The organism is Streptomyces sp. NBC_01571, from assembly GCF_026339875.1.
Lineage (GTDB): Bacteria > Actinomycetota > Actinomycetes > Streptomycetales > Streptomycetaceae > Streptomyces.
Genome location: NZ_JAPEPZ010000001.1, coordinates 8,912,714 through 8,932,680, shown reverse-complemented (window position 1 = coordinate 8,932,680; position 19,967 = coordinate 8,912,714). Strand labels below are relative to the sequence as shown.

General features: G+C 70.9%; 14 protein-coding genes and 4 pseudogenes. 9 read left to right on the top strand and 9 right to left on the bottom strand.

Annotated features, from left to right (window positions below):
• Window positions 1–18: 18 nt before the first annotated feature.
• Together glgA and OHB41_RS39960 are read right to left on the bottom strand one after the other, a co-directional pair.
• Window positions 19–1,170 (bottom strand): glycogen synthase, encoded by a 1,152-nt coding sequence (gene glgA, locus OHB41_RS39965; protein ID WP_266704506.1) that lies wholly within the window; start codon window positions 1,168–1,170, stop codon window positions 19–21.
• Between the two features lie 73 nt (window positions 1,171–1,243).
• Window positions 1,244–2,008 carry a (2Fe-2S)-binding protein gene (locus tag OHB41_RS39960; RefSeq protein ID WP_266704504.1) on the bottom strand — a complete coding sequence of 255 codons (765 nt, stop codon included), beginning with the start codon at window positions 2,006–2,008 and terminating at the stop codon, window positions 1,244–1,246.
• A gap of 210 nt (window positions 2,009–2,218) precedes the next feature.
• Here OHB41_RS39960 and OHB41_RS39955 point away from each other — a divergent pair, with 210 nt between their 5' ends.
• Window positions 2,219–3,418: a DMT family transporter gene (locus OHB41_RS39955; RefSeq protein WP_266704502.1), complete on the top strand. Its 1,200-nt coding sequence runs from the start codon at window positions 2,219–2,221 to the stop codon at window positions 3,416–3,418.
• Here OHB41_RS39955 and OHB41_RS52755 read toward each other — a convergent pair.
• Together OHB41_RS52755 and OHB41_RS52750 are read right to left on the bottom strand one after the other, a co-directional pair.
• A pseudogene (locus tag OHB41_RS52755) lies at window positions 3,408–4,145 on the bottom strand (M23 family metallopeptidase); the annotation flags it as partial. The gene OHB41_RS39955 and the pseudogene OHB41_RS52755 sit on opposite strands and share 11 nt — an antisense overlap.
• Before the next feature lie 177 nt (window positions 4,146–4,322).
• Window positions 4,323–4,529, bottom strand: a pseudogene (locus OHB41_RS52750) (transglycosylase family protein); the annotation flags it as partial.
• 444 nt (window positions 4,530–4,973) lie between these two features.
• Between OHB41_RS52750 and gnd the strand changes: the two are divergent.
• Window positions 4,974–6,413, top strand: a complete 1,440-nt coding sequence (gnd, locus tag OHB41_RS39945) for an NADP-dependent phosphogluconate dehydrogenase (protein ID WP_266704498.1) — start codon at window positions 4,974–4,976, stop codon at window positions 6,411–6,413.
• A gap of 417 nt (window positions 6,414–6,830) precedes the next feature.
• On the opposite strand, the gene OHB41_RS39940 is transcribed toward gnd, so the two are convergent.
• The 3 genes from OHB41_RS39940 to panD all read right to left on the bottom strand — a co-directional run bounded on the left by OHB41_RS39940 (window position 6,831) and on the right by panD (window position 8,443).
• Window positions 6,831–7,520 (bottom strand): aspartate/glutamate racemase family protein, encoded by a 690-nt coding sequence (locus tag OHB41_RS39940; RefSeq protein ID WP_266706495.1) that lies wholly within the window; start codon window positions 7,518–7,520, stop codon window positions 6,831–6,833.
• A gap of 62 nt (window positions 7,521–7,582) precedes the next feature.
• The gene (locus tag OHB41_RS39935) at window positions 7,583–7,927 is read right to left on the bottom strand and encodes a GNAT family N-acetyltransferase (RefSeq protein ID WP_266704496.1); all 345 of its coding nucleotides are present in this window, start codon (window positions 7,925–7,927) and stop codon (window positions 7,583–7,585) included.
• Between the two features lie 96 nt (window positions 7,928–8,023).
• The gene (gene panD, locus OHB41_RS39930; protein WP_266704494.1) at window positions 8,024–8,443 is read right to left on the bottom strand and encodes an aspartate 1-decarboxylase; all 420 of its coding nucleotides are present in this window, start codon (window positions 8,441–8,443) and stop codon (window positions 8,024–8,026) included.
• A gap of 826 nt (window positions 8,444–9,269) precedes the next feature.
• Between panD and OHB41_RS39925 the strand changes: the two genes are divergently transcribed.
• A complete protein-coding gene (locus OHB41_RS39925; RefSeq protein ID WP_266704492.1) occupies window positions 9,270–11,378 on the top strand; it encodes an FUSC family protein in 2,109 nt (702 codons plus the stop codon).
• 230 nt (window positions 11,379–11,608) lie between these two features.
• On the opposite strand, the gene OHB41_RS39920 is transcribed toward OHB41_RS39925, so the two are convergent.
• Window positions 11,609–11,800 (bottom strand): hypothetical protein, encoded by a 192-nt coding sequence (locus OHB41_RS39920; protein ID WP_266704490.1) that lies wholly within the window; start codon window positions 11,798–11,800, stop codon window positions 11,609–11,611.
• Window positions 11,801–11,902: 102 nt separating this feature from the next.
• Window positions 11,903–13,861 carry a glycoside hydrolase family 15 protein gene (locus OHB41_RS39915; protein WP_266704488.1) on the bottom strand — a complete coding sequence of 653 codons (1,959 nt, stop codon included), beginning with the start codon at window positions 13,859–13,861 and terminating at the stop codon, window positions 11,903–11,905.
• A 143-nt stretch (window positions 13,862–14,004) separates the two neighbouring features.
• On the opposite strand from OHB41_RS39915, the pseudogene OHB41_RS52745 reads away from it, so the two are divergent.
• From OHB41_RS52745 to OHB41_RS39890, 6 genes and pseudogenes are all read left to right on the top strand, one after another.
• A pseudogene (locus tag OHB41_RS52745) lies at window positions 14,005–14,454 on the top strand (winged helix-turn-helix domain-containing protein); the annotation flags it as partial.
• Between the two features lie 316 nt (window positions 14,455–14,770).
• Window positions 14,771–14,920: pseudogene (locus OHB41_RS39910) on the top strand (TetR family transcriptional regulator); the annotation flags it as partial.
• A 726-nt stretch (window positions 14,921–15,646) separates the two neighbouring features.
• On the top strand, window positions 15,647–16,177 hold the full coding sequence (locus OHB41_RS39905) for a (2Fe-2S)-binding protein (RefSeq protein WP_266704486.1): 531 nt from the start codon (window positions 15,647–15,649) through the stop codon (window positions 16,175–16,177).
• Window positions 16,164–17,153, top strand: a complete 990-nt coding sequence (locus OHB41_RS39900) for an FAD binding domain-containing protein (RefSeq protein WP_266704484.1) — start codon at window positions 16,164–16,166, stop codon at window positions 17,151–17,153. Before OHB41_RS39905 ends, OHB41_RS39900 begins: the two co-directional genes overlap by 14 nt.
• Complete coding sequence (locus tag OHB41_RS39895) at window positions 17,150–19,357, top strand: xanthine dehydrogenase family protein molybdopterin-binding subunit (protein ID WP_266704482.1); 2,208 nt, start codon at window positions 17,150–17,152, stop codon at window positions 19,355–19,357. Before OHB41_RS39900 ends, OHB41_RS39895 begins: the two co-directional genes overlap by 4 nt.
• A 109-nt stretch (window positions 19,358–19,466) precedes the next feature.
• Window positions 19,467–19,928: a MarR family winged helix-turn-helix transcriptional regulator gene (locus tag OHB41_RS39890; RefSeq protein ID WP_266704480.1), complete on the top strand. Its 462-nt coding sequence runs from the start codon at window positions 19,467–19,469 to the stop codon at window positions 19,926–19,928.
• The last annotated feature ends 39 nt before the right edge of the window (window positions 19,929–19,967 follow it).

Sequence of the window (19,967 nt, the reverse complement as noted above, 5' to 3'; positions counted from 1 at the left end):
AGTACGCCTCTCCGATGGTTACCCCGCTTTGAGGACTTCCTCGTACAACTGGACGGTCCTTCGGGCCACCGCGTCCCAGCCGAACTCCCTTACCGCGCGCTCCTGTCCGGCCTCACCCATCCGCCGGGCGGCCAGGGGATCGGCGAGGACCGAGTCGAGGGCACGCGCCAGGGAGGCCTCGAAGTCCTCGTCGACCGTCACCAACACGCCCGTCACCCCGTCCTCGACGACCTCGGGGATGCCGCCGACCCGGGACGCGACCACGGCCGTTCCGCAGGCCATCGCCTCCAGGTTGACGATGCCGAGCGGCTCGTAGACCGAGGGACAGACGAACACCGCCGCGTGGGTGAGGAGTTGGATGACGTCCGGGCGCGGCAGCATCTGCGGGATCCAGTGCACCCCCTCGCGGACGCCGCTCAGTTCCTGGAAGAGTTCACGGAACTCCCGCCCGATCTCAGGGGTGTCGGGGGCGCCCGCGCACAGCACCACCTGCACGGCCGGATCGATGTCGCGCACCGCGCGCAGGAGTTGGGGCACACCCTTCTGCCGGGTGATACGACCGACGAACAGCACGTAGGGGCGGCCGGTGTCGACGCCGACGCGGTCGAGCACGTCCGTGCCGTGATCCGGCCGGTAGAGGGAGGTGTCGATGCCGTTGTGCACGACCCGCACCTTCGCCGGGTCCAGGGCCGGATAGCAGGTCAGGATGTCCTCGCGCATGGCACCCGAGACGGCGATGACGGCGTCGGCGGACTCGATGGCGGTGCGCTCGGCCCAGCTGGAGAGGGCGTAACCACCGCCGAGCTGCTCGGCCTTCCAGGGGCGCAGCGGCTCCAGGGAGTGGGCGGTCATCACGTGCGGGATGCCGTACAGCAGCTTGCCGAAGTGGCCGGCGAGGTTGGCGTACCAGGTGTGCGAGTGGACGAGTTCACGGCCTTCGAGGGCGGCGGCGATGGCGAGGTCCACCGAGAAGGTGCGCAGGGCGTCGTTGGCGCCGTCGAGCGAGGGCCAGGGCCGGTGGCGCACGACGCCGCCCGCCGCGCCCTCGCCCCAGCAGTGCACGTCCAGCTCCGTGAGCGCACGCAACTCCCGGGCGAGGAACTCGACATGGACGCCCGCGCCGCCGTACACATCCGGCGGATACTCCCGGGTCAGCAGTCCCACTCGCACACAGAACCCCCCGTCGTCCGGTCGGTGTCCCTCATGGTCACCCACAAGGAGCGCTCGGGGAAGACCACGGCCCTCAGGAACGGGGCGATCCCCGGCGTCCGGCGGTCCGGTCCGGCGCGCGGTCGAAGCAGCAGTCGCCGCAGAGACCGCCGCCGGGCAGGCGGTAGTAGAGGCAGCAGCTGCGGCGGCGGAGCGTACGGGGGCCGAGGGGGCCGGCCAGACCGGGCCCGCGGAGGAGGCCGACGGCGAGGGTGCGGGCCCGGTCGGCCACGTCCGTACGGTCATGGGTGCGGGCCCAGCGGTCCAGCTGGCGCCAGGCGCCCGTCAGGGCCGAGGCAGCGTTTCCCCGCAGCAGGCCCTGCGAGACGCGGTACCGGGACCGCAGGGCGGCCTCCAGCGGGCCGAGATGGCCCTCGCTCACGACCGTCCCGATCGCGCTCGCGGGCAGGGCGCGCACCTCGGACAGCCACAGGTCGTCCGGAGCGCTGCCGTCCGGGTCCCAGCGCACCAGCTCCGGATCGAGGTCGGGCAGGTGCCCGTAGAGCGCGGCGGCGCCCAGCGCGACCGACCAGAGGCGGGCCGCCAGCGCCTGCTGCGCCACCGACACCGCGATACGGGTCTCCGGAGCCCGCAGACCGTCCGCGACCTTCCGGACACGGAAAATTATCGGATCTCCGTAAACCTCTCCGGGGTGATCGACTTCTCGTGCCGTGTACGCGCGCGCGAGGGTCGGCAGCGGGCCGCGCGGCGGCACGCCGGTCCGTAGTACGAAAAAACCGCCGAGCGCGTCGAGCGCCGCGAGATCGGGGTCGAGGTCCACGAAAACCAGTAGTACCAAGCCCCCTAGGGGATTCCACCGGCGGGCCTCCCCCTCGTGTCGCCCACCCAGGGGAGGACACGGCGCGTGTCGTACTCCATCGGCAGTAGTACTCATTGCCTGCTCAGGTACGACGACGCGGAGGGCCGAACGAGGGATCGTAGTCACCATGAAGGCCGATCGTTCGTCACGCCGGGCACCGCGCCCACGCCGCACGCAGAGGAGGGACTCATGAGCGCGCTCGCGCTGTCCGTCCTGCTCTCGTTCGTCTCTGCCGTTGCGTACGCGGGCGGCGCGATCGTACAGGAGCAGGTCGCGCTGACCTCTCCCGACCAGACGTACGCCCCGCTGCGCCGTCCCGGCTGGTGGGCGGCCGTCGCCCTGACCGGACTCGGTGGCGTCCTGCACGTGGTGGCGCTCGCCTACGGGCCGCTGAGCCTGGTGCAGCCGCTGGGCGCGCTGACGATCGTGTTCGCCCTGCCCATGGCGGCGGTCTTCGTCGGCCGCAGGGCCGGGGCGACCGCCTGGCGAGGCGCGATCATGGCGACGGTGGGTCTCGCGGTCCTGCTGGCGCTGGTCGGCTCCGCGGACGCGCAGTCCCTGAGCACCGCCCAGCGCACGGTGCTGGCCGTGGTGGCCGGCGGCGCGGTGGTGGCGTTCATGGTCGCGGGCCGCGCCGCGCACCGGCACCCGGCCGTGCGCAGCGTGCTGCTCGCGGTGGGGTCGGGCACGGCCTTCAGCATGTCCTCGGTGTTCACCAAGACGGTCGCGGTGGACTGGTCGCACCACGTCTCGCTCTCCGACCTGCCGAGCCTCGCGCTCATCGGTGTCTTCGCGACCGCCGGGATGCTGCTGTCGCAGGCCGCCTACCGCGGCGGCGGCCTCGCCGCGCCGCTGGCCACGCTGACGGTCGTGAACCCCGTCGTCGCCGCCGCCGTCGGTATCACGATGTTCGGTGAGACGTTCCGCTACGGCGAGACGGGCACCGTGCTCGCACTGGCCTGCGGGATCGTCGCGGCGGGCGGTCTGATCCTCCTCACGACGGAGCAGATCGGCAGCACCGGGCGTCCCGCGGTGGACGTCCCGGCCGAGAACACGGAGCGCCACGCCGGGCCGGACGACACGGCCGCCGCCGGCGTCGCGACGCCGGACCCCGTCGAGGAGCTGCTGCTGCTCGCCGTCCTTCCCGAGCAGTCCGTCCCTCAGGCCCGCGCGGGCAGCGTCGGGCTCCCCGAGAACGGGACCGCCGCGGGGGACGCCGAGAACGCCCTCGCACCCCGTGTACCGGCGTCGGTGGCGGCGTCGTCCCCGGAGAGCGCGTCGCCGCAGGACGCACCGCCCGGGGAAGTGGCTTGTTTCGGCCCCCTGTACGGGCCGTACATACCGACGACGCCGCTCCCGAAGTCCCAGCGCACCCGCGTCAGATCCTGACACCGCCCGCCCGCAGGTAGGCCAGCGGGTCGACGTCGGTACCGAAGCCGGGCCCGGTCCGCACCTCGAAGTGCAGATGCGGGCCCGTGCTGTTGCCCGTGGACCCGGAGCGGCCGATGCGCTGCCCCTCCCCCACGCTCTGACCGTCCTTCACGGAGATCGCCGAGAGGTGGCCGTACTGCGTGTAGTGGCCGTCGGCGTGCCGGATGACCACCTGGTAGCCGAACGAACCGCCCCAGCCCGCGCTGACGACATGGCCCGCGGCGACCGCCTTCACCGAGGTTCCGGTGGGCACCGGGAAGTCGACGCCCGTGTGGTAGCCCTTCGACCAGGACGCGCCGGCGGCGTGGTACTGCGTCCCCGTCGCGGCGTTCACGGGGGCGACCAGCGTGTGCCTCTTGGTGGAGCGCTCCGGGGTGGCCTTGTGCGGGGTGGCCCTGTGCGGGGTGCTTCTGTCCGCGGTGCGCTTGTCCGCCGCGGACTCCTTCGCCGGCGCGCTCCGCGTGGGCGCGGGCGCCTGGGCCTTGCCGTGCAGGTCCAGGCGCTGGCCGGGGAGGATCAGGTCGGGATCGGAGCCGACGGTCGCGCGGTTCGCTTCGTACAGCCGCTGCCATCCGCCCTCGACGTGCCGGGAGCCGGCGATGCCGGAGAGCGTGTCGCCGTGGACGACGGTGTACATCTCGGCCGTGCCCGCGTGCGACTGGGGCGTGGTCTGCGGCTTCACGTCACGGACCGAACGCTTGACCGTCTGCGGCGTGCTGCCCGTGGTGGCCGTCCGCGAGGAGCCGCCCGACGGGTCGACGGCGGGGGCACCGCCGCCGCGCGTGAGACCCGCGCGCACCGAGCAGACCGGCCAGGCTCCGGGCCCCTGGCCCTTCAGCACCTTCTCGGCGATGGCGATCTGCTGGTCCTTGGTGGCCTGGTCCGCGCGGTGGGCGTAGACCTTGCCGCCGTACGCCTCCCAGGTGGACTGGTTGAACTGCAGCCCCCCGTAGTAGCCGTTGCCCGTATTGATGCTCCAGTTGTCGCCCGACTCGCACGCGGCGACCTTGTTCCAGGTGTCCACGTCGGCCGCGTGCGCCACGCCGGTGGCGATCAGCGGGAGAGCCATTCCGGCACCGCCCGCCGTGACGGTGAGTGAGGCGCGGTTGATCCTGTTCGGCTGATACCGGCGGTGCCGGCCGCGTACGGCCATGTGGGAGCCCCCTCGACATGCGTCAGGAGCGGCAAAAGTAAACGCCGCGAACAGGGCGGGACAAGACGGCAATCGGCCGTGCTGCGCCCGGGGGTTGGCCGGGTGGCCGAAGGCGCGCGCCCGCCCTCCGATCCGGGAGCGCCACTCGCGGCAGAGCGGCGTGCGCGGCGATCGGAAACGCCGGGTGATATCTCTCGTGGGGAGATCACCCTCGCCTCACCGCGTCGACGGCTGAGGTACCGGGGGGTTGTTCTGCGTACACATCCTCGACGCGTCAGGATGGCCGGAGGCAATACTGACGAGCACGACCGGCACTACCGAATACAGGACCTCTTACAGGACCTTTTAGGAGCCAACCGTATGAGCACTTCAGCCCAGATCGGCGTCACGGGTCTCGCGGTCATGGGGCGCAACCTCGCCCGCAACTTCGCACGCAACGGCTACACGGTCGCCGTGCACAACCGCACCGTGGCCAAGACGAACGCGCTGGTGGAGGAGTTCGGTCACGAGGGCAACTTCGTGGCCGCGGAGACGGCGAAGGAGTTCGTGGCGGCGCTGGAGCGGCCGCGGCGCCTGGTGATCATGGTGAAGGCCGGTGAGCCGACCGACGCGGTGATCCAGGAGTTCGCCCCGCTCCTGGAGCCCGGCGACATGATCATCGACGGTGGGAACGCGCACTTCGCGGACACCCGTCGCCGGGAACGCGAACTGCGCGGACAGGGCATCCACTTCGTCGGCACCGGCGTCTCCGGGGGCGAGGAGGGCGCGCTGAACGGGCCGAGCATCATGCCCGGCGGCTCGCCGGAGTCGTACGAGTCGCTCGGCCCCATGCTGGAGAAGATCTCCGCCAAGGCCGAGGACGGCGCCCCGTGCGTGACCCACGTCGGCCCCGACGGCGCCGGACACTTCGTGAAGATGGTCCACAACGGCATCGAGTACGCCGACATGCAGCTGATCGGCGAGGCCTACCAGCTGCTGCGCGACGTCGCCGGGTACTCCCCCGCGCAGATCGCCGACATCTTCCGCACCTGGAACACCGGCCGGCTCGACTCCTACCTGATCGAGATCACGGCGGAGGTCCTGTCGCACGTGGACGCGGCGACGGGCAAGCCGTTCGTGGACGTGGTCGAGGACCGCGCCGAGCAGAAGGGCACGGGCCGCTGGACCGTGCAGATCGCGCTCGACCTGGGCGTTCCGGTCTCCGGTATCGCGGAGGCCGTCTTCGCGCGCTCGCTGTCCGGGCACGCCGACCTGCGGGCGGCCTCGCGCGGCCTCGCGGGCCCGACGGCGGAGCAGCTCGACGAGGTCGACGCGGCGGCCTTCGCCGACCGGGTGGAGCAGGCGCTGTACGCCTCGAAGATCGTGTCGTACACGCAGGGATTCCACGAGATCGCCGCGGGCAGCGACGAGTACGACTGGAACATCGACCTCGGCGCGATCGCCTCGATCTGGCGCGGCGGCTGCATCATCCGGGCGGCGTTCCTCGACCGTATCCGTGCCGCGTACGACGCCCGGCCGGACCTGCCGAGCCTGCTGTCCGACGACACGTTCGCGCAGGAGATCGCGGCGGCGCAGGACGACTGGCGAGAGGTGGTGGTGGCCGCCACCCGCCAGGGCGTACCGACGCCCGGATTCTCCGCGGCCCTCGCCTACTACGACGCGCTGCGCGCCGAGCGGCTGCCCGCCGCGCTGACCCAGGGTCAGCGCGACTTCTTCGGGGCGCACACCTACCGGCGTACGGACCGGGAGGGCTCGTTCCACACGCTGTGGGGAGACGACCGGTCGGAGGTCGAGGCGTAGGCATCCCCGCAGCACCGAGGCCGTCACACCCCCGAGCGCGGGGGTGTGACGGCCTCGTCATGCGGATCGCCGGGTGTCCCAACCCGTCGGATCACCGTTCGCCGGGCTGTTACGAGAGAGGTCCCGGTTGCGGCACCGGCTCGGGTCCCGGCGGCGGCGGAACGGGGGACGGCGGCGGGGTGGGTTCCGGGGTGGGACGGGGGCCCGGGTCCGGCGTCGGGTCGGGGAAGGGATTCGGGTCCGGGAAGGGCTGCGGTTGGTCGGGCCCCGGCCCGGGGGTGGGCCCCGGCTTCACCGGTTCGGGGTGCGGATGCGTCATCGTGTCCTCCAGCCAGTCGGTACGTGCCAGTCGGTACGTCCCTGTCGGTACGTCGGCTCTGGACTTGTCCCACGCGTACCCGGCACCCGCGCGCCCACTCACCCCGTCGCGCGAGGGATACGGACCGGGTGGGTCCGCGAAGGGACCGGGTGGGTCCGTGCGAGGCGGGCCGCGGCCGCCCCGGCCGCGAGCCCCGGGCGGAGACTCGACAGGACCGGGACCGCGGTCGTGGTCAGCCGCTGGGCCGGAGCCATCGACGCCTGGGCGAGGACGATCACGTCGGCGTCGGTGACCGAGTCCGCGGTCGCCGCGACCGCGGCGGCGAAGCCGTCCCGGTCGCCCGCCTCGAAGCGGGGCCACGCGCCGTCGGCCAGCAGGGTGCGGATCGTCACGGGCCGGCCCGCCGCGCGGGCTTCGTCCTCGACCAGGGCGACCGTCGGCGCCAGGGTGCTCTCCAGCGCCGCCACCACCGCGACACGCGGGCCGACGGCCACCGCGGCGGCCGCCATCGGGCGGTCCACCCGCAGCACGGGCACACCGGCGTCCGCCCGCTCGGCGATCCCGCCGATGGTCGAGCACGTGCACAGCACCGCGGCGGCCCCGTCCGCGACGGCCCGGCCGAGCGCCGCCCGCACCTCGCCCGCGACCGCGGCCGGGCCCTCGATCCGGGCCCGGGCCAACAGCTCCTCGTCCACCGAGTGCCGCAGTTCCAGGCCCGGATGGTCCTCGTCGCGCAGCGCGTCGAACACGGGGACGTGCACGGGCGAGGTGTGCAGCAGGGCGAGCACGGGGCCCGCGGCCGGCATCGGAGGCATCCGAGACGCCAGAGGCACCGGGGACACCGGAGGCATCAGAAGCGTCCGGGATGTGTCTTGAGCCACTCCACCGCCGCGTCCAGCAGCGCCGGGTCGGCCGCCGGAGCCTCCTCGGGGTGACGCGCCGCCCACTTCACGACGTACGGGCACAGCGGCGCGACCACGATGCCCTCGCGTGCGGCGATGGTGTACAGCTCACGGGCGAGGGAGCCGGCGATGCCCTTCCCCTCGTGCGCGGGTTCCACGATGGTGTGCACCGGGACGAGGGCACGCGCGGGGGCTTCGAGGACGAAGTACTCGATGTGGCCCACCACCTCGTCCCCGGCGAGGGCCTCCAGACGGCCGGCCGCCCGGTCGTCGCGGATCACGATGTCGCTCATGGGTACTCCTCGGGTCCTGGTTCCTCGACCCCCGGCCCGCGGATCCGCCGGCTCGGCGGACGGCCTCGGACGCCCCCGGACTTCCTCGGCCGGGGCTCAGGCGGTGACCGCCTGGGGGCTGCGTTCCTGGTCCGAGCCCGGCACCGGCTCGGACGGATCGGCCCCCAGGGCCACGATCCGGTTGTCGCGGTCCACGTGCACGACCCGCGGCCGCAGTGCCCGCGCCTCGGCGTCGGAGACCTGAGCGTAACTGATGATGATCACCAGGTCACCGGGATGGACGAGATGGGCCGCCGCACCGTTGATCCCGACCACGCCGGAGCCGCGCTCACCCTCGATGACGTACGTCTCCAGACGCGCGCCGTTGGTGATGTCGACGATGTGGACGAGCTCGCCGGGCAGCAGATCCGCGGCGTCGAGCAGATCGGCGTCGATGGTCACGGACCCGACGTAGTGCAGGTCGGCCTGGGTGACCGTGGCGCGGTGGATCTTGGACTTGAACATGGTGCGCAGCACTTTGGACTCCTGGAAGGCGGCTCCCTGCCAGCTTTGTGCAGGTCAAGGGCGACCCTCACTCTACACGGGCACGCGTCGGAGTCGATGATCGTGAGGAACATCGCTTCGCGCCGACGAGAAGGCTCCCCACCTGCGCTTCCGTATGAACCAGGTTGTTATACCGCCGCCGACCAACCACCCGTTCGAACACCGGTCTCGGAATGCACGAGGACTGATACTGATCAGATACTGACTTATCTGACGATAAGTCAGGTAGATGCTACCTCGAGCACTGGGCCACCCTAGTCACCGGACCCGGAAATCGTTCGACCCACCCCGTCGACCCGAGGCTTCGCCCGCCTTTGATCGGGTGGCAGCTGGATTGGTTCGCAACGGGCCGTGCTGAGCGGCGCGCGGCCCCGGGGACGGTGCCGGAAGGGACGCCCGACACCGTCCCTTTGTCAGGTGCGCGTCCGGTCAGCGCGAGTCGGCAGGGCACGTGAGGCCCTTGTCGTTGCCACCCTACGGAGAGTCGTGCAGCCGAAGTACGGAAAGGCCTCCCGCGACTGCACGATCTTCCATCGGAGCCGGTGTCGGAATCGGCGACGAGTTCGGTGAGGGGTGCAGGAGCGTGATGAGCAGGACGCGCTCGGCCGGCGTGAACGCCTCGTGGGCGCGGGCCTGGCGCATTCCGGAGCCGGGCCCCGGAGCTGTTCGGACGAAGGCACGGTGACCGCCGGTCTCACGACCCTGAGTGGCGCCCTCCAGGGGGCGAGTGGCAGCCACGCCGGAGCTGGCAGAGGATGAGAGCGCTGCTCCCGCGCCGCGCCGCCAAGGAGGCCCGGACATGCACTGGTGGTCCTCGCTGGTCACGATCAGCCGGGACGGGCTGCGCATTCAACGGGCACTCGCCGCCCCGTCGGCGATCGCACGGGCCGTACTGTCCGTGCTGCTCGCCACGGTCCTCGGCCTGGTGCTGGACGACCCGGTGGCCGGGGCCATGGCCAGCGTCGGTGCGTTCATCTGCGGCATCGGTACGCTGCTGAGCCCGCTGCGACACCCTGTGGTGAACGCGCTCGGGATGGCCGCGGCCTTCAGCGCCATGGCGGTGCTGGGGGCCCTGGTGCACGGCACTACCTGGCTGTTCCTGCTGGTGCTCGCGGTCGCAGCGTTCGCCACCGGGCTGTGGCGGACGATGGGCATCGCGCCCGGCATCCGGGGTTGCCTCGCGGTCATCGGGCTGATGATCACGGCTGATCTCGCTCCCGACGTACATGGCGGCCTGGTGATCGCCGGCTGGATCGCGGTCGGGACCGGACTCGTCGTGGTGGTGCAACTGCTCCCCCCGTACGGTCCGCGGTTCGCCGCCCAGCGCCGCGCCCTTGCAGCTCTGTACCAGTCGCTCGCCGAGGCTTCGGTCGCGGCCGGCTCCGCCGGCCTGGGCGGGTCCGCTCCGTTCACGGCGGCCCGGCAGGCCCTGGACCTGCTGCCTCAGTTGAGCCGACCGGCGGCGGCGGCCATGTTCGGACTGCTGGGAGAGGCCGAGCGCATCCGCCGCGCGCTGCACACAGTGCGGCTGACGGTAGCGGCGGCCGGGAACCAGGAGGCACTGGCCGCTGCGGCGCAGGTGCTGGGCGACATCTCCCGTACGGTGGCCTCCGGCCGCGAGCACCGCACCCCCGAGGAAGCTTGGACCCTCCTGGAGTCCTGGGTGGCCGTCTCGCCCGTGCGCGGCCCGCGCGATCTGGCCGCACGGCTACGGACGGCCGAGCAGCTGGCCCGACGCTCGACCGACGACCGCCTGGGCGGTGTACTGGAACCCCACACCGAGGTGCCGGGCCTGTACGCGGGCACCCCCTCCGTAGCACGCACCGCCCGGCGGGTCCGGGCGCAGCTGCACCCCCAATCACCGATCTTCCGCCATGCGGTGCGGCTCGCAGTGGGCGTGGTGCTCGCCGAGGTCATCGGCCGGTCGATCGGCGGGTGGGGCGGGCTGGGCATCTCCACGCACGGCTTCTGGGTGGCCCTGACCACCATGCTGGTGCTCTTCCCCGAGTACGGTCATACCCTCGCCCGCGGCTGGGGCCGTGCGGCCGGGGCCGTGCTGGGCGGCCTGTTCGCCTGGGTTCTGTCCCTGCCGAACTGGACGCCCGTCGGCCTCGCGGTCGTGGCGGTAGTGCTGGCCGCTGCGTCGTTTGCGACCCTGCGGACTGGGCAGTTGATGCTCAATCTGTGGCTCACCACCTGGATCGTCTTCCTCATCCACCACGTTGGCGGGCTACCCGGACCCACAGCGTGGGCGCGCGCCGCCGACACGGTGGTCGGCGCCGCGATCGCCGTGCTCATCTTCCTGGTCTGGCCGACCTGGTCCACCCAGCGGGTGCCGGGCCTGCTCGCGGAGTGGCTGCGGGTGCAGGACCGGCTGCTGCCAGAGCTGCTGACCGGCTACGCCGACGTCGGGGCGACCGACCCGGCAGCCGTCGACGCGCTGCGGGCGCGGTCACGGCAGGTCAGGGAGCACCTGGAGGCCGCGGTGGAGCAGTCGCACGCCGAGCCGGCAGAGCACCGCGGCCCCTGGTCGAGTGTGCAGCTGGAGCAGATCAGGACTCAGGTGTCCACGGTTGCCGGATGCGCCACCCTGCTGGGCGAACACCTGCCGCGTACTCCTCAGGACACCGTGCCGGAGCTGACCGAACTGGTCGATCCGCTGCACGAACACCTCACGGCCCTGGCCCGCGCCTCCGCCGGAGCCGAGACAGTGGCCCCGGGGGCATTGCGGTCGGTCTTCGACTCCTTCACCGCCCGCTCCGGCTTGCTGGCCGAGACACCCGACGGCTTCGGCAGCGCCACGACCAGCCGCGCCGTCCTCCTGAGCATCGCAACCGTCGACGCCGTGGAGGCCCTGACCGCCACCATCGCCTCCCGCCACCGCCGCGGTCGCCAAGCGGCAGCCTGAAACTCCGCAAAGTCGCTGTCCGCCCTGACCGTGGGGTCCCTGCCGGGGGGTGACGGGCGAAGTCGGGTAGGCCCTGGGGATCGACGCCAGTGCAGGGCGGCGCGACGCGTTCCGGATCCCTACCCCGACCTGACCATCAAGCGGTTACCTGTCGAGTTGCGCGCACGCGCCAGGTCGCGCAACAGCAGCTCCGTGCCGATCGCCCCAGTCAGAATGGCCGACCCTTGCGTTCACCAGGCTGCCAGTGTCGTCAGCGGTCGGGCGAGGGCGTCGAGGGTGCAGTCACCTGGCAACGGCAACCGTGGATCGGCAATCTCGATCAGCAGGATCCAACCACCGCGCAGCGATGCCGCAACAGGCTGGTCGGCCGTGGCCGAAGCCTTCTCAGTCAGTGGCCTGTTGACGGGCTTGCCCATGGTCATCGCGCACCCTGTAGCCGTGCCGGCATCACGACCGCCTTGCCGTCACCGGTGGACGCGGCCTGCTACCGCAGGTGGCGGACCGATGGGGAAAGGGTGGTGCGCTCACCTGCGGATGACGTTGTCCGACGGATACGGGGTGGTCGGCGCGACAGGTGGATCTCCGGCCGCTGCCGCCATCGGTTGCGCGTAGAGAAAGGGAACCGGAACCACGGAGGTGGGAGGGAAGCCCGGCCTGGCGGCGTCGAGATGGGCATCCAGGCTGAGCGCGGCGGTGACAAGGGCGAGGTGGGTCAATGCTTGTGGGAAGTTGCCGAGTTGCTCGCCGGTCAGCCCGATCTCCTCGGAGTACAGGCCGAGATGGTTGGCGTAGGTGAGCATCTTCTCGAAGACGAGTCTCCCTTCGCGCAGATGGCCGGCGCGAGCGAGGGCTTCGACGTACCAGAAAGTGCACGCCGAGAAGGTGCCCTCGAAACCGAGCAGTCCGTCGGGAGAGGCAGAGGGGTCGTACCGGTATACGAGGCCGTCGGACACGAGATCGTTCCTGATCGCGTCCAAGGTCGAGAGCCACCGCGGATCCTGCGGGGGGATGAACCCTACCGTAGGCATCCGCAAAAGCGCGGAGTCCAGGACGTCGCTGCCCAGGTACTGCGTGAACGCTGCACGCTCCGGGGTCCACCCTCGCCGCAGGATCTGCCAGTAGATGGCGTCGCGTTCCTTCGTCCAGCGCTGCACCTCGGCGGGGCGGCCGCTCCGGGCGGCCATGCGTATGGCCCGATCCAGCGCGGTCCAGCTCATGAGTCGTCCATAGGTGAAGTCCTTGTCACCGCCCCGCGTTTCCCAAATACCGGCTTCGGGACGGTCCCAGTTCTCGCACACCCAGTCCACCGTGTTGATCAGCGTCTGCCAGATGCGGCAGGTTGTCGGCAGACCCTGCTGGTCGGCGAAATGGAGGCACTCCAGTGCTGATCCGTAGATGTCGAGCTGCAACTGGTCAGCGGCAGCGTTGCCCACCCGCACCGGGGCGGAGTGCCGGTAGCCCTCCCAGTGGCCCAGGGTCTGCTCTGCCAGGTCGGAGGAGCCGTCGACGCGGTACATGACCTTCAGAGGGTGTTCGCCAGGACCAGTGTATTCCTGAACGCGGTCGCCCAGCCACTCGGTGAACGCCACGGCCTCCTCGGTGAATCCCAGCCCGAGCAGCGCATGAAGGGACAAGGAGGCATCACGTACCCACGCGTAGCGGTAGTCCCAGTTGCGCTCGCCTCCGACCTGTTCCGGCAGACTGGTGGTGGGAGCCGCGACCATGGCCCCGGACGGGGCGTACGTCATGAGTTTGAGCGTCATGGCGGAGCGGTTGACCGTCTCCCGCCACCGTCCGGTGTAGCGCGAACGCGCCAGCCAGTTGTGCCAGAAGGCGATGGTGTCGTCCAGTAGCTGCTCGCATTCCTGCGGCGAAACGATGCGTGGCGGACCGTCAGCGAACGTCTCCAGCACCATGCCGCGGGTCATACCAGCTCGTAGCCTTACAGTCATGCACACGCCATCTGATCGAATCCTGCGGTCGCTCACGCACTCAACGTCAGGTGTGTCCACCACATGGACGGTCACATCCGTATCTCGGCTGGCAAAATGCCAGCCGCCCAAATGCGAGGTGACCTCATATGGTTGCCGCGCGTAGTCGAACCGAGGGGCGATCTCGATGTCGAACGAGATCTCGCCGCGTGTGCACCGCAGCATGCGGACCAGCCGGTGATTGCTTGTCGGATTACGTGGAGAAGCAGGCGGCATGAAATCCACGACCGATCCGACGCCTTGCTCGGTCATGAATCTGGTGAGCAGCACACAGGTGTCCGGGTAGTAGAGCTGCTTGGTCGCATACGTCGGCGCCTGGGGAGCAATCGTCCAGTGACCGCCGTTCGCACCGTCGAGCAGTGCTCCGAAGATACTCGGCGAGTCGAATCGCGGGCTGCAGAACCAGTCGATCGTTCCCTCGGTGGAGACCAGCGCGGCCGTCTGCAGGTCACCGATGAGTCCGTGGTCGTCGATCAGCGGATATTCGTTCATGGGGCCTCTTCCCATCCCGCCTGGCGTGAGCGGTGACGTCGCTGCTACCGCCGTGCCCCTCGCGGACACACCTTGCGCCCCCCACCTCCAGACTGCCCGGCATGCCGCGGGTTCGCATTACTCCTCGGGTAGCTCCTGGGGACGTGAGGTACGCGCAGGGTGGTGGTCTGACCGACGCCGAGAGGGCCGCGCGGGAGCGGATCAGGTTACAGGCTGTCGTCCGCTTCGAGGCTCAGCGAAACGCAGATCGCCAGGCTGGAGCGAGAGTTGGAGCGTGGCACGCTGGTCCACGACCGAGCGGACCGGCGGTGGACGCCGGCGCGGATCAAGACGTTGATCGGCCGGCTGTTCCACGTCTCCTGCACCGTCGAGGGCACGTAGCGGTTGCTGAAGCGGCATGGCTGGAGCCGGCAGCAGGCCAGGCGGGCCATCGAGCGGAGCGGGACGATTCCGTGGTCGACGTGTGGACGAAGAAGGAGACCTGGCTGCGGGGTAAGAGCACCGCGGCGGGGCACGGCGCCTGGATCGTCGACGACGAGGCCGGGCGGTCGATGACTCCGCAGCGTGCCAGGACCTGGGGTCGGATCGGTCGACTCGAAGACTTTGTAGAACCTAGAAGACCTGTGGAACATCGTGCGCCACGGCGGGCAGGCTTCCCGCCTGCACCATCTGCACGGACCAAGCTGCCGAAAGCCGCCGGGCAGGACAGGGTGCGGGAAGCCGCGTCGGTCCAGTGCCGGCTGGATGCCGACTGGTCTGATACATCGTCAGGACGTCGAAGGACTCAGTAAAAGCTGTGGGTGATTGAGCGCGCATTCGGCCGGCTGATGCAAAATCGGTGCTTCGTCCGGGACTACGAAGCCCGTGAAGGCATCCGCGACCGTGTCGGCTGTGGAGCCGATGGAACAGGTGGTCTGGGCACTCGTCCACGGCCTGGCCTTCCTGCATCTCGACGGCAAACTCGACGCCTCCACCCCCGAGATCGTCGCCCGTGAGGTCCGCGCGGCCGTGACCGCCCTGTTCACCACCGCACCCGCGATGCGAACCTCCGCCACATAGTCGGCCCTCGGAGAACGAGCCCATGCCGCAGGCGAACTGACGAGCTGACGAGCTGACGAGCCACGCAACGAACTTGCACGACCGCGGCCGGGAGCCGGTCGACGAACACCTGCCGATGCTGGGCACCGGCTCCCACAGCCCCCTTCGGTGGCCTGCGGTCAGGCTGGTCCGGTGCCGACCATGTCGCAACAGACCCGCCTCAGCGACGAGTTCGGCGACCGCGGAGGCCGACGGACCGGGCGCTGATGATCGCTGTCCGAGTCCCGTTCCCCACCACACATCCATGATCACCGATCGAGCGTCCGACGTCCCGCCGCCTGCCGTGCACGAGTCCGTCAAGCCGCCACGGCCGGCCGACAGCGCGGGGCGCCCACTGGTCGTATGAGTGGAGGCCTTCGAACGCGGGCCTCTGAACGCAGGCGCTCGAACAGAGGCGGTCGAGCCGCTCTTGATCCTCGAGCCGCCCTTGATCCTCGAGCCGCCCTTGTGTCTCGCGGCGCCCTTGAGTCTCGAGGCGCCCTTGAGTCTCGAGGCGCCCTTGTTCAGAGGCCTTCGCAGAACGTTGCGCGCGGGCCCCTGTTCAGGCCGGTGCCCGCGCGGAATCACCTGTTCGGCCTATATGGTGGGAAAAGTTCGTTAAGTAGCGCAAATCAGTCGAACCTACTCACCGGATCCGCCCCCAGGAGGGGCTCGAGTCGTTTCGCGACCCGTCCGGAGGAGGACGCGATGACGGACGTGGCGAGCAGGCGGGACGTGGACGAGCGTCCCGCGATCATCGAACGGGTCGTGACACTCGACGTGAACGGCCGCCCCTACACGCTCCGCCTGGACACCCGGGTCACCCTGTTGGACGCCCTGCGTGACCGGCTGGGCCTGGTGGGCACGAAGAAGGGCTGTGACCAGGGAGCCTGTGGCGCGTGCACGGTCCACGTGGACGGCCGGAGAGTGCTGTCCTGCCTGACCCTGGCGGCGCAGGCCGAGGGCCGGGCGATCACCACCATCGAGGGCGTCTCCGGGCCCGACGGACCGCACCCGGTGCAGCAGGCGTTCATGGAGCACGACGGCTTCCAGTGCGGCTTCTGCACGCCCGGGCAGATCATGTCCGCGCTGGCTCTCCTGGCCGAGGGCCGGGCCGGCTCCGACGAGGAGATCCGGGAGTTCATGAGCGGCAACCTGTGCCGTTGCGGCGCCTATCCCAACATCGTGGCCGCCGTGCGCGAGGCGGCGTCCCGGGGAGGTCGCGATGCGGACCTTTGACTACGTGCGGGCCGTCGACACCCAGGAAGTGGTGCGGTTGCTGGCGGACGACCCGGCCGCGTCCTGCCTGGCGGGCGGCACCACTCAGCTGGACCTGATGAAGGACGGGGTCCTCGAGCCACCGCGGCTGATCGACATCACCCGACTCCCCCTCCACGGCATCGAACGCCGAGGCGAATCCCTTCATGTGGGGGCGCTGGTGACCATGGAGGAGCTGGCCGCCGACGCCACGGTGGCCGAGCGGCTGCCCGTGGTGCGCGAGGCGCTGCTGCTGGGCGCCTCGGTGCAACTGCGGAACATGGCCACCATCGGGGGCAACCTGCTCCAGCGCACGCGCTGCCGCTATTTCCGCGACCCGACGGTCCAGGCGTGCAACAAGCGCGCCCCGGGCTCCGGTTGCGCCGCTGTCGAGGGCGTGGCGCGCATGCACGCCGTGCTCGGTGCGAGCGAGCGCTGCATCGCGCTGCACGCCTCCGATCTCGCCGTCGCCCTGGTGGCGCTGGACGCGCTCGTGCACGTCCAGGGGGTGTCGGAGCGTCGCACCGTGCCCCTGACGGAGTTCTATCTGACGGCGGACGAGAGCCCGCAGCGCGAGAACGTCCTGGAGCACGCCGAGCTGATCACCGAGGTCGAGATCCCGCTGCCCCCGGCGGCCGCGAGGTCGGGTTACCTCAAGGTTCGCGACCGGGCGTCGTACGAGTTCGCCCTCGCCTCCGCCGCCGTCCTGCTCCTCATGGACGGTGGCACGATCCGGCGCGCCCGGGTCGGCCTCGGCGGGGTGGGGACGAAGCCCTGGCGGGCCTACGAGGCCGAGCACGTGCTGACGGGCGCGCCGGCCACCACCGCCACGTTCACGGACGCGGCCGACGCGACGATGCGCGATGCCTTCACCGTCCCCGGCACGGCGTTCAAGGTGCCGCTGGCCCGTCGCACGCTGGTGCGCGAGCTGCAGACAGTCTCAGGAGTGACGCCATGAGCACCGTCGAGAGCAGGCCGCTGGTGGGCGCGGGTGTCAGCAGGGTCGACGGCCCGCGCAAGGTCACCGGAACCGCCCCGTACCCGATGGACTTCAGCATCCCCGGCCAGGCCTACGGGACCGTGGTGCAGTCCACCGTCGCCGCGGGCCGCATCGTGCGCATGCACACCGAGGCCGCGGAAGGCGCTCCGGGCGTGTTGGCCGTGATCACCCACGAGAACGTCACGCCGGTCGGCACGGGCCCGATGACGGTGCTCGGGGCGTCGCCGCCGCCACCGCTGAGGAACGACCGGATCGTGCACCACGGGCAGCACATCGCCTTCGTGGTGGCCGAGACTCCCGAGCAGGCCACGGCCGCGGCACGGCTGGTGCGGGCCGACTACGAGGTCGAGGAACCGCTGCTGGACCTGCGGGACCCACGGGCCGAACAGCTCCTCGATCCATGGGAGATGGACACCTCGCGCGGCGACCCCGGCGCGGCGCTGGAGTCCGCCGAGGTGACCGTCCGGGCCACGTACACGACGGCCGACAACACCAACAACCCGCTCGGGCTGTTCGCGACGGTCGCCGTGTGGGAGGGCGACACCCTCACCGTCCACGACACCAGTCAGTGGCCGTCCATGGTGCGCACCACCCTGGCCATGGTCTTCGGCATCCCCGAGAGCTCGGTACGGGTCCTGGTGCCCTACGTCGGCGGGGGCTTCGGCGCCGGACTGCGCGCGTGGCCGCATGTGATCCTGACCGCCCTCGCCGCCCGGATGCTCAAGCGGCCGGTGAAGCTGGTCCTGACCCGGCCGCAGATGTTCACCTCCGTCGGGCACCGCCCCAGCGGGGTGCAGCGGCTGAGCGTCGGTGCCACGCGCGACGGCGGACTGGTCGCCCTCGACCACCGCACCCTCATCTCCCTGAGCATGGAGGACACCGACTTCGAGCCGTTCTCGTCGGGAACCTCCTTCGCCTACGGGTGCCCCAACGTGATCACGCGGGACCGGCAGGCGCGGATCAACATCGCCGTGCCGACGTCCATGCGGGCCCCCGCCGAGGCACAGGGCAACTTCGCGCTGGAGTCGGCGCTCGACGAACTGGCCTGCACCCTGGGCATGGACCCCCTGGACCTACGGGTGCGCAACCACACCGACGTCGATCCGCGCAACGGGCTGCCCTGGTCCGGCAAGGCGATCCTGGAGTGCTACGAGGTCGGCGCGCGGCGCTTCGGCTGGTACGACCGCAACCCCGAGCCGCGCTCGATGCGCGACGGGAACTGGCTGGTCGGCTACGGAATGGCGAGCGCGATGTTCCCCTACTTCGCGCAGCCCTGCTCGGCGCAGGCCACCGTCAACAGCGACGGCAGCGCGCTGGTGCGCAGCGCGGCGACGGACATCGGCACCGGCACGTACACCGTCATGGCCCAACTGGCGGCCGAGGAATTGGGTCTGCCCCTGGACCTGGTCCGTTTCGACCTGGGCGACTCCGACATGCCCAACTCGATGATGGCGGGCGGCTCCGGCCTGACCGGCGCTCTGGGCAACGCCGTACACGACGCCTGCCGGCGACTGGTGCGCTCCTTCGCCGAGCTCGCACGCGGTGACGCCGACTCGCCGCTGCGGGGAGTGTCCCCCGGTGACGTGGAGTGCACCGGGGGCAGGGTCCACCTGGCGGGCCGTCCGGACCGCGGGGAGTCGTATGTCGACATCCTCGCCCGGCACGGGATGTCCGAGCTCACGGCGTACGGGAACAGCACGCCGCCGACCCCCACCGAGCTGGGCATGTCCCCGGCCGGCGCGTACGGCGCGAAGTTCGTGGAGGTCCGGGTGGACGCGGATCTCGGACTCATCCGCGTCGCGCGGGTGGTCTCCGCGATCGACGGCGGCCGCATCCTCAACGCGAAGACGGCCCGGAGCCAGATCATCGGCGGCACGGTCGGCGGCATCGGCATGGCCCTGTACGAGGACACCGTCACCGACCCGCACACCGGCCGCATCGCCAACGGCACCTTCGGCGACTACCTCGTCGCGGTGAACGCCGACGTGCCCGAGCTGGACGTGGTCTTCGTGGGCGAGCCCGATCGCGGTACCGCCACGGGCACCAAGGGTGTCGGGGAGGTCGGCCTGGTCGGCATCGCGCCCGCGATCTCCAACGCCGTGTACCACGCCACGGGGAAGCGTCTGCGCGATCTGCCGATCACTCTCGACGCCCTGTTGTGAAGGCGCCGGAAGGCACCTGAAGGCACCCTCGACGCGGCCGGGGCGCGATAATTACTAACATTTGATTGATCAGGCCAGCCTGATAAACCTAGTGTCAGTATCTGTGCAGGTGGATACAGAAGCAGGTCACGACCAGGCCCGGGAACCCGGCGACACCGCGCGGCTCGCCTCCGCCCTGCGCCTCGCCGTGGGTCGTATGACCCGGCGACTCCGCCAGGCCCACGCCGTGGGGGACGTGTCGCTCTCCGGTGTCTCGGTGCTCGCGCGGCTCGCCGCCGACGGCGCCGGCTCGCCGGGGTCCCTCGCCGAGCTGGAGCGCGTACGGCCCCAGGCGATGGCCAGCACGCTCGCGGCGCTCGGAGAACGCGGGCTGGTCGGCCGCGCTCCCGACACGGCGGACGGGCGGCGGATCATCGTGGAGATCACCGAGGAGGGCCGGGCCATGCTCGCGGAGCGGCGCTCCGAGTCCGTCCACCGCCTCGCGGCCGCTCTCGACGAGTTCACCGAGCGGGAGCGCGAGACCATCGCCTCCGCGCTGCCCCTCCTCGACCGACTGGCGGAACGACTGTGACCGTCCGCACGCCTGACGACCGTGGCCCGGGCCGTCCGC